The sequence below is a fragment of the Helicobacter mastomyrinus genome (assembly GCF_039555295.1).
GTDB lineage: Bacteria > Campylobacterota > Campylobacteria > Campylobacterales > Helicobacteraceae > Helicobacter_C > Helicobacter_C mastomyrinus.
In genome coordinates this window covers 955,615-971,191 of record NZ_CP145316.1, presented here as the reverse complement: position 1 = coordinate 971,191, position 15,577 = coordinate 955,615, and the positions used below count along the sequence as shown (strand labels likewise).

Below are 15,577 nucleotides of genomic sequence, written 5' to 3'. Positions count from 1 at the left end.
ATGTTTGTATTATATTAAGTTTTAATAATATAAAGATTAAATCGACTTTTTTTGTAAATATACTCTTTAGTAGAATCTCTACACCAACACCCCGCTTATGCTTAACTCCTTTGTATGATAAGTGATATTCCTAGAATTATCCATAAGCCAATCTTTGCTTTTAGAGTGGAATTTATCAATGATGATTTTTCTATTCACACTTGATTCTAAACTTGAGTAAGAAAGTGGCACTCTTTGCTTTATTTTTGCTACAAGCCCATTGAAATGCTCCAAATATTCCACAAAGACTCTCGCCTCAAAGCTTACTCTCTCCTCATTGCCCCCAAGCTTTAAATAGTAGTTTGTGCGTATGCTCTCTACCTTTGTAATGCCAAGATTGAGCTCATAATCAATGCTTTCAATATAAAGATAAACTTATCTATTTTAATAAGCTTTTCATTCTCTTTTGGGCTTATGCTTTGCAAAGGAGAGCTTTGAAATGCCCTTTGTTTCTTAAGATTTTCCTTGTGTTTTAACTCATTTGCTTGAGAGGCTAAAAGATTGCGTATATTTATCATTGGGCTATCCTCTCTCAATCCGCATAGGAATAACTATAAGCATTTATCGCTTCTGCTACTTCATTTGCACTTGCAGTGGTATTGATATAAATAGTCTTATTGTCATTGATAGCTCTATTTTGTGTGTTATTGTAGAAGTTTTGTGCATTTTGGGTTTGGGTGTGAATGGTCTTTTCTACCACACCATTTGTATCAAGACTAGCAGGAGTATCATCTGAATCTGTAATGCCTAAAAAATCAGTTACTGCCCTTGCACCGCTTAAGATTTTATCAATACCTTTGCCTATAAAGTCAAATATATCCATAAACCACTCTGTTATAGGAGAGGTTGCCTCTTTTATCCACTCCCATACCGCAATGAGTTTAGGTGCTATACTCTCCCAATTTTCGCACACGGACGCAATAGCTAATCCTATCCCCACTATTAATGCCCCTATGCCTGTGCTAAGTAACGCTCCTTTGACACTCCACATAGAGACTTTAAAGAGTTTAGAAAATGCACTTGTAGCTATCCCCCACGCTTTTGTGGCAAGAGATGCTCCACCCATAGCAAGGGTATAGGCTTTTGTAGCTATGGTGGAGGCAACTAATCTTATTTTATGTATTGCCAATGCTTTATTAAGTCCAAATATCAATTGAAAAGGATAAAAGAATAATGTCTTTAATGCACCCCAAGAAGCTACAACAATCCCTATTGCTTTACCAAGAGTCATACAAGCTGGAATCATCAATGTAATTCCTGATATAAGTGGGCTTTTCTCTAAAAAAATAGCAATAGAGCTAGATATATCTGCTATAATTTTTAATCCACTAGCCAATGGTGGCAAAAACACGCTTCCTATTGCATTAGCTATTCTCCCAAAGCTATTTTCCATAAGCACCATAGCATTCGCAGTCGTGTTGCTTACTTCATCAAATTCCTTTTGCATAGAGCCTAAATAATTATCTTTATTGGCTACAAGCCCTAGAATCTTATCAAACTCGTCCATATTAGCGGTGATTTGTGCGATTTTAGGTCCTGCTTCTTCTCCAAACATATCTTTCAAAATACCTTTTTTCACTTTGCTCCACACCCTCAATGCTTTTAGCACGCTCCTTATACTTTCTAATGGGTTATTCCCCACCATCTCTTTTAACTCTTCCCCGCTTAAGCCTATCCTGCCTAATGCACTTTTAAATCGTGCCGTGCCTCCATCGGCATTGCCTAACACGCTTAGCATTTTATTGATAGCCGTTCCTGCTTGATCGGCTGGAATCTTCATATTAGCAAATGCTCCTGCAAGTCCTGCTGTTTGCTCCGCACTTAAGCCAATAGTCTTTGCCATACCGCCTATTCTCCCTAGTATTGCTACAACCTCTCTAGGACTTCCTGCACTCTTTGTCCCTATGTAGTTAATAGCATCGCCTAACTCTTTTACAGAATCAATGCCTATGCTCATCTTTTTCATTAATCCTGCGATGGTATCTCCTGCCTCTGCTGTCCCCATATCAAAGGCAGTGCTCATCTTTGCTACTACATCAGTAAAAGGGACAAGGATATTTTTATCTAATCCTAGCTGTCCACCACTAGCTACGATTGCGCTTAGGTCTTTGGCAGCTAGAGGGATAGTTTTGGTTAATCCCCAATCTCTTTTTCAAAGCTTTTAAGCTCATTTTTACTCTCAAACTCTACAACCTTTTTTTACATCAGACATAGAGCTTTCAAACTCCATTGCCACAGATATGGGTTTGCTTACCAATCCTTTAAATGAAGCATAAAGCCCAAGTAATTGATACCGCATAGAATCAATCTTGGCATTTGCCTCTTGCAAGTCTAAATCAAGTTTTACCTTCATTGCCTCTTTTAACTTTTTTTGTATATCATCAAAGGCTTTTGTGGGTAGTTTAGGTCATTGCAATGCCTTGCCGATATTAAGCTCATTTTTGAGCTTATCATTAAGCTTTTTGATAGGCTCTTCTAGGCTTTTACTCAAAGATTGGGTTGTATCTTTAGTTATTTTATCAATAGCCTTGCTTAATTGGCTCAATTCAGGGATAAGCTTTAAAGAAATTTGCGTTTGCATAGATGTCCTTGATTAAAAGATAAATTTGTAATATAATGAATTATAGAGCTTATAGCACACCTAAATACAAGGAATCTCATAAAATGCTAGAAGAAAAATAAGTGAAAGAGTATTTCAATTCCTTGCTATCTTTGGGCTATTTATACATATGCTTTGGATAGTATTTGCTACGATATATGCTTTTTTTACCAATGATATAGATATGATGGGCTATGCTCTTCTCTCTGCTTTTATATTTTTTATTGCATTGCTTGTATTATTTCTTGCCTCTATGTATATTTATTGTTTTGTAATGCTTGTACATACACCGCTATCACTTATTGTAATGCTTATTGCAGAGTATGTAAGAGAGTTCTCAAACGTTATAATGCGTTTGAGAGATAAAAGAAAATATTAATGAGTGGGGACAGATTGGGGACAAAAGAAACCTTAATCCCTATATGAGGGAACTATAAACAATATTTATCGAATCCCTTCCTCTCTGCCACGATTTGCCTTTTCATCTTTTCTATCACAATGGCTTTTACCACGCATTTATCTTAACTTTTCTCTACGTATGCTTGACAAACACTTGGTGTTAGGTATTATAATTGCAATTTTAAAGTTTCCCAAACAAGGAGTTGTTATGTTATTAAAAGATAATCTCACTCAAGCTACAAGCGGTGCGGAGATAGACGCGCTAGGCTATGCTGTGGCGCATAAAGATGATACCTTTAAGCCCTTTAGCTTCAAACGTCATACTATGGGCGAATATGATATTTTCATAGAGATTCTCTATGCTGGAATCTGCCATAGCGATATACATTCCGCACGAAGTGAATGGAGGAAGGGCATTTACCCTATGGTGCCCGGACACGAAATAGCCGGAAAGGTCGTGGCTGTGGGGAGCAAGGTGAGTAAGTTCAAAGTCGGTGATTATGCGGGCGTGGGCTGTATGGTCAATTCTTGCGGGGAATGTGCGGCATGTAAGAAATCCCAAGAGCAGTTTTGTGAGAACGGCAAAGTGGTTTTCACATATGATTGCCTTGATTGCTTTCATAATAACGCCCCCACTTATGGAGGCTATTCCAATAATATCGTGGTGAATGAAAAATTTGCTATTTGCGTCCCAAAAGATGCGTCATTAGAGAAAGTCGCTCCCTTGCTGTGTGCGGGGATTACGACATATTCACCTATTAAATTTAGCAATGTCAAAGGCGGCGATAAGGTCGCAGTAGCTGGGTTTGGCGGACTTGGTGTAATGGCTTTAAAATACGCATTGCAAATGGGTGCGGAGGTGAGCGTATTTGCCCGTAATAAAAATAAGGAAAAAGAAGCCTTAGCACTTGGTGCAAAAGCCCTATACACGACTGATAGGCTAAAAGATGTAAAGGAGAGATTTGATTTTATCATCTCTACTATTCCTACTGCTTATAATGTGAATGATTATGTGGATTTGCTTGCCTTTGGGGGTGAAATGGCGATTGTCGGGTTGCCTCCTGCGGAGCTAAAAACGCATATTGATGTAGCACGTCTTGTATTTTCTGCGGGTAAAAAGGTCTATGGCTCACTCATTGGGGGCATTAAAGAGACGCAAGAAATGCTAGATTTCTCACTCAGACATAGAATCTACCCCGAAACAGAGGTTATTAGCGTTAATGATATTAATGAGGCTTATACAAACCTCACCACAGGCAAGGCAAAATTCCGCTATGTGATTGATATGAGTAGTTTGAAAGCTTAGGAGCAATGCATGAAATATCTGCACCTATGTCATGTTGAACACCTGCAAGGTGCGAAACCTCAACAAGAGATGGGATTCTTGTATCAACCCCCGCTACCTGCAACGACATCTTTATAAGCTGATAATTTGTTTTGCCAGAATCTATAAATATTATCAATATGGGCTTTTTCTATGGATTTGATGAAATCTTCCATAAAATCAAAGGCGATTTGGTTGTTTTGATACACGGGGAGGGAGATTCTTTCATTAGATAATTTATCGGTAGCATTTGCCGAATATTCTATAAATTTAATTTGTAATCTATTAATAGCTACTACGAAAAACAATCTTATATTCCTACTTATATTTTTTTCCTTAAATACTAAAGCTTTCACTCTTGTTCCTATATGAAAGTTTTGATTGTGTGTTGTCGCATAAAAAACACCCCTGTCAGCAAGTGCGATAGTATTTCTATAATTAAAAAGGCATCTATGCTCTAATCTTTTAATATATTTTGCTACTCCATTGTTTGTATTTTGATGGCTAATTAAAGGAATATCTCCACTTTCCATATTTCCTATAATCACATCTCTACCTGTAAAAATCTCAAACAGCTCACCGAGCTGAAATTCCCACCATTTGATGTTTGCAAAATTTTCACGCTCAAGCAGCGGAGAGGATTCTACCCCCCCCCCCCCCCCGAATTGCAGAATCTTCAAGCGTTGCGAAGATTCGCAAAGCTTCTTTTTCTTTTTCTGTAAGCCTTGTATCTTTTAGTCTAGCTACTAAAAGATACGCCTCGAGTTCTTGGATATACTTTTCCATAAAATCAAAGGCGATAGTATAGTTTTTGTCCTCGTTGTCATTGCGAGATTCTGCGGTAGCAGAATCGTGGCAATCCATTTTATTGATTTCTATGGATCGCTTCGTCCTGTCGTCCTCGCAATGACGAGCGGGATTATATACAGGGAGGGAGATTGTCAAATCTTGTATTTTTCTCCAACTTGCCATATTAGAATATTGAAATTTAAAGCGTAGAAATTTCATTGCAGAAATGATAAACAAAGCGATTTTTTCATTTAAATTTCCAGCTATAAATTCAAGGCAAAATACCCTAGCGTGAGTAACCATTTTATAATCAAAATTTCTATAATACACATTTCCAAACATATCGCAAGTTATGGTATTTTTAGGAAAAATTCTAGCTTCTAGATCTGTTTTGCCTATGATACCCATATTTTGTTCGCCTGAACTTACCACATAAAAACCCCTATCGTTTAAATGCGTTTTTTGTATGTCAAAATCGCCATTATAAGAGATAAACAAATCCCCGATTCGAAATTCCTTCCATTCGCCCCCATTTTGCTTGAATGTTTTTTCAAGCTCTGCCAAACGGGGGCTTAGTGAAAATTTGGCTCTTTCTCCTTATTGGTATTTTTCAGCACATTGCTTACTTCCCACGCTAAATATTCGCTCACGCATTTTTTAAAATCCGCTAATGTGGGCTTAGTATCGATTATTTTATGCTGGTCAAAATTCCAATCCGCTCCGCTTTTATCAATATAATCTTCTACATAGATTTCATCTAAATTCCACTTAGCTTGTAGTCTTGCTTTGTAGCCATTTTTATAAATTTCTATGATGTCTTGGTAACGCCATTTTGCGTGGTCTTTGTCTTGTAATTTTCGCTTTGTGCGTTTATAGCCGTCATTTCTAAAATCAATAAATTTTACCACTTGATTAAAATCGTGCGGGATTCCCGCTTCAAAGATATAAATACTTGTTTGCACACTTGCCATAGGTTCAAACAAATCCACAGGCATTTTAATACTCGCTTTTAAAGTGTGCTTTTCTAAAATTTTAGGATTACTCACAAAGCCTTTGCCACTTCCTGCACTATCTTGGATAATAATCGCTCCTAGTCCGCCTTTTTGCATATTATTAAGCCCAAATTTGATAAAAGGCGTACCATTTTCGCTATAAGTAAAGGGAGGATTAAGCAAGATTCTATCTGCGTTAAAATCGCTATAAAGGCTGGGCGGAGTATCAAAGGTATTTGCCTTTTCTATTCTACTTGAGCCATCGCCGCGTAAAATCATATTCGTGGTGGCTAGGACGAACATTTCTGCATTAAGCTCCACGCCTAAGAGCTGATTCTTTTTAATATGTGTGATTTTTGCTTCTGTTTTGCTCGTGTCTTTGCCTGAAATTTTTTCCGCATCTTCTATCATTAGCTCCATAGCCGAGATGAGAAATCCTGCCGAGCCTGTGGCTAGATCCATTACCCTAGAATCTTGATTGATTTTTAGAATCTGGCTCATCATTTTGGTTACATAAGGAGGAGTAAGGACGATTCCCAATTCTTTGCCATCACCTAAAGCATATTTTAAAAACTCGCTATACATTTGTCCCATTATATCTAAATGCCCTTTAAGTCCGTCAATGTCGCTATAAATGTATTCATAAAGATAGGTAAATTTGCTTTGTGATAGAGCTTGGTTCTTTGAGTAATTCGGCGACTTCTTTATGATTTTCTTTTTGTGCTTCGTCTCTGTCGGCGTCTTTTGAAATTTCTTTGAAAGATTCTAGCATTAGCTGCAATTTTCTTTCATCCTTAACCTTTGTCTTTAAAAAATCTTCAATCTGCCTTAAAATATCAAGCCATCTCTGTCGTTGCTGGTTTTTGGTTTGCCTTTTAAATCATCGATTTCCAAGCCCCTATTATCTCCTATACTCTGCATAGTAAGGAGCATACCTGAGGCATAAAGCACTCTTTGATGGGCGGTAATGTTGCGATTGTGCATGAGTTTATTAAGCTTTTTGGAATGCCTTTCAAGTTTAAATTGACCTCTAATAAGAATGTTATGCTTGTCTTCTTCGCTTAAAATCGCTTTTTCATGCATAAAAACTCTCAAAGCTCTTTTTGTTTTCTAAAAAATCTAAATTTTGACTTACAATCTCTTTAAAAGCTAAAGAAGAAGCACCAAAAACATAAGCAACTTTAAAACTAACATTTTCTTCATTGTCTCCTGCTATACCTATAACAATGACTTCTTTGTATTTATTGTTTTTTATCACGCCCATTGCATAATGTAAAGCCCCATTAAAAGCACAACTTGAGATAGCATTATCATCAAATTTAAGCTCATTTTCTTTTCTGCTTTCTAATCTCTTAAGCCCAAGTTTGCTTTCAATTAAAATAGGAATTTGATAGCTTTCTATGGCAAAGTCTGGGATTCCTTTTCCGCTTTTATCCTTTGTCTTAGAAAAGCCCTCAAGTGCATTTTTGAGATACTCACTGCCTGATTTTTCAAAAAAATCTTTATTTTTCTTAAGCCCAAGATTCTTAAAAGTCCCTTTGACATAATCATCTACATCGGCTTCGTTTTTCCACTGCATATTTATCCTTTGTCTTAATCCTAGCCGTGATATTTTATTACGTGTCTTTTAATAGGGCAAACCTACACCAGCTTTGCAATCATAATGCACCGTACCATTTAGGGCGTATTCGCTTATGTTTTTGAAACTGAAATCGCCTTTATCATTGGTGTTTTTGACCTCATCGCCTGTTTTTTGGAATTTTAATTTATCCTTTGTGTCTTAACCTCTCTATCATCACAGGGATTTTTCTCAATTCGCTTGTATGTAAGAAAAGCTTAATATCAGGATAATTCCTCCCGCTGCCTCCACTTTTGCTAGGGTATTTGCGTAAAGCCTGTTCTATTTCGCTATTGATGGCATCTGTTTTTATAAAAATATTGGATATGATGGTGTGCTAGCTCTTGTTTGACTTGGTCGTCTATGGTTTCTTCTATGCTTGGCATACTGCCCTCCCTATAAATTATAATATTATATTGTCATATATTCAAAAAGCGACACATTTAGCCATATAAAGCTACTTTGCTGCTTTTTATGTGAAGTTCTATATTACTCCCGCAGGGCAAGTTGTGTGAAAATTTCTCCTCGCTCTTTATATGAGCTAAATTGGTCTAAACTTGCAGCAGCAGGAGAGAGCAAAACTATATCTTTAGCATTTTTTGTGCGTTTATTCTTAATAGATTCCATTGCTTTATATATATTCCCACAAGGTGTAATGGGAATCTTGTATTCCTTTGCAAATGTAACTAATCGCGCCTCATTTGTCCCAATGCTAAAAATCTCAATATCCTTCCCCTGCATAAATTCAAAAAGTGGCGTGAGATTTGCCCCCTTATCATCACCTCCAAGGATTAGCATAATATGCGTATGTGTGTAACGAGCGATAGCCTGAATAGTCGCATCGACATTTGTCCCCTTGCTATCATCTACCCACAGACGTTTATATTTATCATAAAATTCTGCGATTCTGTGTTTGCCAATGCTAAAGCGATTTAAAAGCGCGATGTTATCTGCCTTAAAGGCATATTTAGCGATACTTAGAGCAATAAGCGCATCGAGCAAAAACGGCTCTTTAAAGACAATATCTTGCAGGGCAATGCCACATTTTTGGCTTAAATCCACGCTCCCCTCATAATCTATCAAAGTTCCGCTAAAATCCTGCACAAAGCGATGGTTTTTAAGCGCAGTGGGGATAATGGCAACACTCTTTGAATCCATACGCGTTAAAGGGCTTAGCTTATCATCAATATAAGCCTCAAAGCTCCCATGCCAGCTGATGTGATCTTCCCTCACGGGCAAGAGGGCGTAGATATGTGGGGTGGCTTTGTGTGTGTAATGCAAAGTAAAGGAGCTTGTCTCTAGCACCCATACTTTGGGTTTTTGCTCATAAAGAGTTGCCAAAGGTGTGCCGATATTCCCTCCGCTTTGTGCGCCAAAAGATTCTAAAAGTAATGTGCTCATCTCTGTGGTTGTGGTTTTGCCATTAGTCCCGCTTATCCATATCATATAGGGCATTTGTATGCTTGCTTGTGAATCCGCCTTTAAAAGCATATCAAAATAATCATATTCGCTAATGGGGTGCTTTGCCTTATGGATAAGAGGGTGGCTGGGCGGAATGCCCGGACTTAGAATCTCCATATCGCTTTGAAGTGGCTCAAAATGCGATGAGGGCAGCAAAACATTGCCTTTATCATCATTTTTTATAGAATTAAACTTATCATCATAAATATGGAGCTTATGCCCCTTTTGGTTGAGAAATGCTACAAGAGGCGTGGTCGTAATGCCATAGCCAAAGATACTTATACGCATTTAGCCTCCTTATGCAATGCTAAATTAACGGATCTTGATACTTAAAAGCGCGATGAGATTTGCCAAAATTGCAATGATCCAAAACCGCACGATAATTTTATTTTCTGCCCAGCCGCGCACTTCAAAATGATGGTGAATAGGTGCCATCGCAAAGATACGCTTTTGTCTGTATTTGTAGCTCCCTACTTGTAAAATCACGGAGAGGGCTTCGATGACAAAAATAATGCCAATGAGTAAGAGTAGAATCTCATTATTAGAAACGATTGCCATAAAGGCTATAAATGCTCCAAGAGCGAGGCTTCCGCTATCTCCCATAAAGACTTGTGCGGGGTGGCAGTTATACCACAAAAAGCCAAAGAGTGCGCCGATGAGTGCCACAGAGAGAATGACTAATTCCCCGCTATCTACGACTTTAGGCCATAACAAATAGCCGGAGAATCCAGCGTGTCCGGCTACATATACAAAAACAGAGAGCGAACAAAGCGCGCAAATACTAGGCACTGTGGCTAATCCATCAAGCCCATCGGTGATATTTACTGCATTACTCGTAGCCAAAAATACGAGAATCCAAAAGCCCAAAGCGATAAAGGGAATATCCATTATCCTTAATGCACTCATATCAAAGATAGGATACTTCATAAAGGGAATGTAGAGATTGGTATTATGCCCTATATATAAAAGCGCGGCAGTAATGATAAGTGAAGCAACAAAAAGCAGAAAAAACTTCATTTTCGCGCTCATTCCGGCATTATTTTTGCGTGAGATTTTCATATAATCATCTCTTGCACCAATAAGGCTAAAACTCACAATGCAAAATAGCCCCAAAATCACATAGGGGTTAAAGAGATTCGCACAGAGCAAAGAGGCTACAACCATACTAGCGATAAAGACGATTCCGCCCATTGTCGGGGTATTTTTCTTGCCCTCGTGTGCAGCTACATAAGTAGAGATGGGCTGATTAGCCTTTTTTGCCTTCGCCCATTTGATAAAATAAGGCATAAGCACGATACTAAATCCAAAAGCTAAGAAAAATGCCACCCCCGCACGGAACGTAATATAAAAAAAGATATTAATACCAAAGTGTTGATAGAGCCAATAAAGCATAGCAATCCTTTATCCTATAAGCTTTAAGCATAAAGCTAGGGATTTTAAAGTGAGTTTAATGAAAGGTTTTTGATTTTAGCTACAATTGGTTAATGCTAAATCTTTCTGTAAAGGAATGCTTATGAAAACAATTCTTGTGATTACTGATGGCATAGGATATAGCCAGCAAACCCAATATAATGCCTTCCATCACGCTAAAAAACCAACCTATGATTATCTTTTTAAAAATGTGCCTTATAGTATGATTGATACCTTTGGCTTGAGTGTGGGGTTACCTCAAGGGCAAATGGGCAATTCGGAAGTGGGACATATGTGTATTGGCTCAGGGCGAGTGTTATACCAAGACCTAGTGAGAATCTCCCGCGCCATTGATGATAAGCAAATCCAAGATAATCCCGCTTTTCTTCATGCCACAGAGCATCAAAATATTGTGCATTTATGTGGATTGCTAAGCGATGGTGGGGTGCATTCGCATATATCACATTTTAAGGCACTTATACAGATTCTATCTGCACAGCATAAAAAAGTATATCTTCATCTTATCACCGATGGGCGCGATGTCCTTCCACAAAGCGCAATAACATTTATCGATGAGATACAGGGACTTTGCAGTGAATCTGTGCGGATAGCGACTCTTTGTGGGCGATTCTATGCGATGGATAGAGATAAGCGATGGGAGAGGGTGCAAAAGGCGTATGAAAGTATGGTAATGGGGACTAATCCCACATCGCTCTCCCCGCAAGAATATGTGCACTCTATGTATGAGGAGGGTATTTTTGATGAATTTATCACTCCTGCGAGTTTTGAGGGCTTTAGCGGTATGAATGATAATGAGGGCTTTATCTTTATTAACTTCCGTTCTGATAGGGCGAGGGAGATTGTCGATGCGCTAGGGAATCCACATTTTACAGGGTTTGAACGTTCAAAAGTAGTGAATCTCCGCATTGCTACAATGACAGAATATGATGCTACTTTCACCTATCCTATACTTTTCCCTAAACAAAAGGTGCAAAACACCCTTGCAGAAGTTATTTCTATACATCATTTGAGGCAGCTTCACACCGCAGAGACAGAGAAATACGCTCACGTAACATTCTTTCTTAATGGCGGACGTGAGGCGGAGTTTGCAGGGGAACATCGTGTGCTAATCCCCTCTCCTAATGTCAAAACCTATGATACAATGCCTGAAATGAGCGCACCACAGGTATGTGATGAAGTGTTAAAGGGCATAGAGGAGAGCTATGATTTTATCGTAGTGAATTTTGCTAATGGCGATATGGTGGGGCATACGGGTAATTTTGAAGCGGCGATAAAGGCGGTAGAGGCGGTAGATACGGCATTGGGGAAAATTATAGAATCTGCTAAGGCTCATCATTATGGGCTTTTTATCACAAGCGATCACGGGAATTGTGAGGAGATGAGAGATGAGGAGGGAAATATCCTCACAAATCACACGGTTGGGCAGGTATGGTGCTTTTGTCTTGCTGATGGTGTGAGTAAGCTTAATAATGGTGGGCTAAACAATATCGCTCCTAGTGTGCTCAAAGTGATGGGATTACCAATCCCGCAAGAAATGGATAAACCCCTCTTTTAAAGGCGAAATAATGGGCGTTGAGATTCTCATCCTTATTGGTTGTGTAAGCGGCGTGGCGGCTGGGTTTTTTGGCATAGGAGGGGGCGTTATCATCGTGCCTTGCCTCCTTTTGCTCGGTATGGAAATGGAATATGCCATTGGTATATCCATTATGCAGATGGTGTTTTCCTCTACCTTTGGCTCTATCATTAATATTTATCAAAAAAAGCTTGATATAAATCACGGGGTGTTTGTGGGTTTAGGGGGGCTTATGGGTGCGGCTTTTAGCGGGATAATCGTTGATAGCCTTTCATCTAGGACACTGCTTTTGCTCTTTTTGTTGCTTTCTTGCGTGAGTTTTTATAAATATGCCTTTGATGTCAAAACAACGGCTAATCCCACACCGCCTATCACTAATCCCTTTAAGCAAAAATGCCTAATGATTGGAGCAGGATTCCTAACCGGTATTTTTGCAATAAGCCTAGGAGTGGGCGGAGGACTGATACTTGCGCCGATTTTGGCATATTATTTAGGATTTGATTCTAAAAAAGTCGTGCCTATTTCGCTTTTTTTCATTATTTTTGCCTCTATTTCAGGCAGCATATCTCTTGCCTCACATAATCTCATTGATTTTCACGCGGGTTTAACCATTGGCATATCTTCAATGCTTGGCGTTTGGCTTGGAATCTATCTCATTAGCAAAGTAACTCTAAGCAACCATCGCTACGCACTCATTGGGATATACGCCCTTTCTGTCATCCTAACAATGTGGAAAGTAATGCAATCTTTTGGACTTGGGTACTAATCTTTGATAAACTTATACAATATGATAGCTTAAGAGCTGTTCGCTGCTGTAAAAAGTTGAAAAAATATCAATAATTAATAATGGTTATTAATTTGTTTTTAAGTTTTCTCGTATTATAATGCTACTCATCAAAATGATGCTAACTAACAAAATCATTTTTGATTTGATTTGGTTGGGTTGGGTGGGTTAGCAAAGCATCTTTTCCTTCCTTATTTGTTGTTTGATTGCACAAATAGGCTATCCTTTAGGGGTAGTCTATGGACGCAACTTCATTTTCCCTTAGGAGTTATCTTATGAATTTTGAAAGTATCCTTAAACATATGAATGAACACCACAATAGTGAGCTTATGGCTCTGTGTAAAAAATATGGCAAAGTCGATGCGCTTATCAATGGTGAAGTGCAAAATGCCACGCTTACAGGTGTAGATTTTGAGGGCTTGGATATTGTGTATAACAATAATGTTTCTTTACGTGTGGAATTTCCGCAAAAAGCCGATATGAGCACGATTAAAGACGCTATCATCTCGCTATGCCAAGGCGCGAAGGCACCCGATAATAAAGCCATAGCCGATGAGGTAGCCGCATTTAAAAAAGAGTTTGGTTCTATCATTATCGCAAGCATCGATAAAAATGGCTATGCTATTGCTTCTTATGCGCCATTAATGCAAGTAGACAACAAGCTTTATATCTATATCAGCGAGGTTGCCGAGCATTTTCAAAGTATTTCTACTAATCCCGATAAAATCGAGATACTTTTCTTAGAAGATGAAAGCAAGGCAAAATCTGTAATTTTACGTAAACGTTTGAGATATAAAGCTAATGCACGTTTTATCGAGCGTGATAGTGAGGAGTTTAATACAGCACTTAATAGTCTAGAATGTGCGATGGATGGAGCAGGTGGCATTAAGACTATTCGTCAAATGCAGGATTTTCATTTGATTGAATTGCAAGTGGGTTTAGGGCGATATGTCAAAGGATTCGGTCAAGCTTATGATATTTTGCCAAATGGTGAAATTAAGCACGTAGGTGGAAGTAGCGGTGGTAATCCTCACAGTACACCACATAAGTCTCATTAAGATTTATCATAGCTACGCTACTGCACTTCGTGCCGCAAAGGCACAATAGAATCTAAACCTTAGAAACTCACTTGATGCAATCCCGCAAGGGCAAAATTAAGCAAAGCGCAATTTTAAGTGCGTCCTTTAGGCGCACACGAGAGGCTTTGCCTTAAGTGTGCAAGACCCTTGCGGTGATTTATCGCAGTAGCAAGGGCATAAGAGCAATAAATACTTTTTGCATTACCCCAAGAAAGCTATAATGTGCCTCATATCTACTCTCATCACACAAAGGCTCATCGTGTCTCTTTATGATAAACTCTCTCCTGCAACGCAATCCCTCACACGAGGCAAACATTTGCTAGGCTTTTCTGGCGGGGTGGATTCTGTGGCATTATTTTTTATACTCCTTAGGCTTAATGTCGTCTTTGATATGGCTATCGTGCATTATCACACACGCAAAGAAGCCGATGATGAGGTGGCTTATGCGAAAGATTTAGCTCAAAAATACAATAAACGCTGTTTTATCGCCCACGCACCACATTTTCATTCACATTTTGAGGCAAATGCTCGTAGCTTCCGCTTTGGCTTTTTTGGTGAGATTATCGCCACTCATCATTATCAATCGCTCATTCTCGCCCATCAGCTGAATGACCGCCTTGAGTGGTTTATGATGCAGCTTGTGCGAGGAGTAGGGCTTAGTAACCTGCTAGGTTTTGAGGATAGTCGCTCTTATCCTATTATCCGTCCTTTAGAATCTATTCCAAAAAATGAGATTTATCAATTTTGTAAAGATGAGGGGTTGGCATACTTTGAAGATAGCAGCAATAATGATATGAGATTTAAGCGCAATTACTTTAGGTATACATTTTGTAATGAGCTTGTAAATAACTTTAGCGAGGGTATTGCGCGAAGTCTTATGTATCTGCAAAAAGATAAGCAAACCTTGCTTGCTGCTCTCACACCCCAAGCATTGTATTTAGAATCTCTAAGTCAAGCCCTACCTTTAGAATCTAAGCAGCAATGCGCTATCTTTGCTTATAACATTATAGAGACACATCTGCTTTTACTCGCCTGTGATAAGATAGCTAAACGTTGCGGCTATGTGCTAAGTGCTAAGCAAAGAAATGAGATTCTAAAAAGTAATTTTCGCTGCAAGATTCATCATCTCATCATTGTAAAAAATGACTTTGCTCTTTTTATCGCACTTGATATTTTAAATATCTATCATTTAGTAACACAAAATCCAATGACAAAAAGATTCAAAACATTATGTGCTAAATATCACATACCACCAAAGCTTAGAAGGCTCTTATGGGGTGAATTTTGTATGTCAAAAAATTTCCACAAAAACAATGATATGAAAATAAAACAAGAAATTCAAGAAGATTATAAGGCATTTGATTTGAAGATAAGGCACTTTTTTAGCTTTTAAAAAAAATTTGTTATTTTTTGATTAACTTTTTAAGGTAGCTATAACTTCAAAGGGATTAGAATCAAGATTGCATTACAAAATAAGACAAAGGAGACT

The 15,577-nt window shown here is 38.4% G+C and carries 14 protein-coding genes and 1 pseudogene; 5 read left to right on the top strand and 10 right to left on the bottom strand.

Annotation, left to right across the window (positions count from 1 at the left end):
- Positions 1–78: 78 nt before the first annotated feature.
- From V3I05_RS04870 to V3I05_RS04850, 5 genes are all read right to left on the bottom strand, one after another.
- Positions 79–282, bottom strand: a complete 204-nt coding sequence (locus V3I05_RS04870) for a hypothetical protein (RefSeq protein WP_343354213.1) — start codon at positions 280–282, stop codon at positions 79–81.
- Between the two features lie 74 nt (positions 283–356).
- On the bottom strand, positions 357–557 hold the full coding sequence (locus V3I05_RS04865) for a hypothetical protein (protein WP_343354212.1): 201 nt from the start codon (positions 555–557) through the stop codon (positions 357–359).
- 14 nt (positions 558–571) lie between these two features.
- A complete protein-coding gene (locus V3I05_RS04860; protein WP_425531748.1) occupies positions 572–2,164 on the bottom strand; it encodes a phage tail tape measure protein in 1,593 nt (530 codons plus the stop codon).
- 54 nt (positions 2,165–2,218) lie between these two features.
- Entirely contained in the window at positions 2,219–2,392 is a 174-nt protein-coding gene (locus V3I05_RS04855) for a hypothetical protein (protein ID WP_343354211.1), read from the bottom strand.
- Positions 2,393–2,446: 54 nt separating this feature from the next.
- Positions 2,447–2,620 (bottom strand): hypothetical protein, encoded by a 174-nt coding sequence (locus V3I05_RS04850; RefSeq protein ID WP_343354210.1) that lies wholly within the window; start codon positions 2,618–2,620, stop codon positions 2,447–2,449.
- Between the two features lie 625 nt (positions 2,621–3,245).
- Here V3I05_RS04850 and V3I05_RS04845 point away from each other — a divergent pair.
- Positions 3,246–4,343 (top strand): NAD(P)-dependent alcohol dehydrogenase, encoded by a 1,098-nt coding sequence (locus V3I05_RS04845; RefSeq protein WP_343354209.1) that lies wholly within the window; start codon positions 3,246–3,248, stop codon positions 4,341–4,343.
- An 83-nt stretch (positions 4,344–4,426) separates the two neighbouring features.
- On the opposite strand, the gene V3I05_RS04840 is transcribed toward V3I05_RS04845, so the two are convergent.
- From V3I05_RS04840 to mraY, 5 genes and pseudogenes are all read right to left on the bottom strand, one after another.
- The gene (locus V3I05_RS04840; protein ID WP_300906516.1) at positions 4,427–5,041 is read right to left on the bottom strand and encodes a restriction endonuclease subunit S; all 615 of its coding nucleotides are present in this window, start codon (positions 5,039–5,041) and stop codon (positions 4,427–4,429) included.
- The gene (locus V3I05_RS04835) at positions 4,986–5,714 is read right to left on the bottom strand and encodes a restriction endonuclease subunit S (protein WP_300906517.1); all 729 of its coding nucleotides are present in this window, start codon (positions 5,712–5,714) and stop codon (positions 4,986–4,988) included. Before V3I05_RS04835 ends, V3I05_RS04840 begins: the two co-directional genes overlap by 56 nt.
- An 8-nt stretch (positions 5,715–5,722) precedes the next feature.
- Positions 5,723–7,721 (bottom strand): annotated as a pseudogene (locus V3I05_RS04830) (HsdM family class I SAM-dependent methyltransferase).
- Positions 7,722–8,249: 528 nt separating this feature from the next.
- Positions 8,250–9,509, bottom strand: coding sequence for a UDP-N-acetylmuramoyl-L-alanine--D-glutamate ligase (gene murD / locus V3I05_RS04825; RefSeq protein WP_343354208.1), 1,260 nt, complete (start codon positions 9,507–9,509; stop codon positions 8,250–8,252).
- Between the two features lie 24 nt (positions 9,510–9,533).
- Positions 9,534–10,613 (bottom strand): phospho-N-acetylmuramoyl-pentapeptide-transferase, encoded by a 1,080-nt coding sequence (gene mraY, locus V3I05_RS04820; RefSeq protein WP_300446462.1) that lies wholly within the window; start codon positions 10,611–10,613, stop codon positions 9,534–9,536.
- 115 nt (positions 10,614–10,728) lie between these two features.
- On the opposite strand from mraY, the gene gpmI reads away from it, so the two are divergent.
- From gpmI to tilS, 4 genes are all read left to right on the top strand, one after another.
- On the top strand, positions 10,729–12,207 hold the full coding sequence (gpmI, locus tag V3I05_RS04815; RefSeq protein ID WP_343354207.1) for a 2,3-bisphosphoglycerate-independent phosphoglycerate mutase: 1,479 nt from the start codon (positions 10,729–10,731) through the stop codon (positions 12,205–12,207).
- Positions 12,208–12,217: 10 nt separating this feature from the next.
- Positions 12,218–12,991, top strand: a complete 774-nt coding sequence (locus V3I05_RS04810; protein ID WP_295698129.1) for a sulfite exporter TauE/SafE family protein — start codon at positions 12,218–12,220, stop codon at positions 12,989–12,991.
- A gap of 293 nt (positions 12,992–13,284) precedes the next feature.
- Positions 13,285–14,067, top strand: coding sequence for a HugZ family heme oxygenase (locus V3I05_RS04805; protein WP_300446458.1), 783 nt, complete (start codon positions 13,285–13,287; stop codon positions 14,065–14,067).
- 241 nt (positions 14,068–14,308) lie between these two features.
- Complete coding sequence (gene tilS, locus V3I05_RS04800; protein WP_300446456.1) at positions 14,309–15,481, top strand: tRNA lysidine(34) synthetase TilS; 1,173 nt, start codon at positions 14,309–14,311, stop codon at positions 15,479–15,481.
- Positions 15,482–15,577 lie beyond the last annotated feature (96 nt).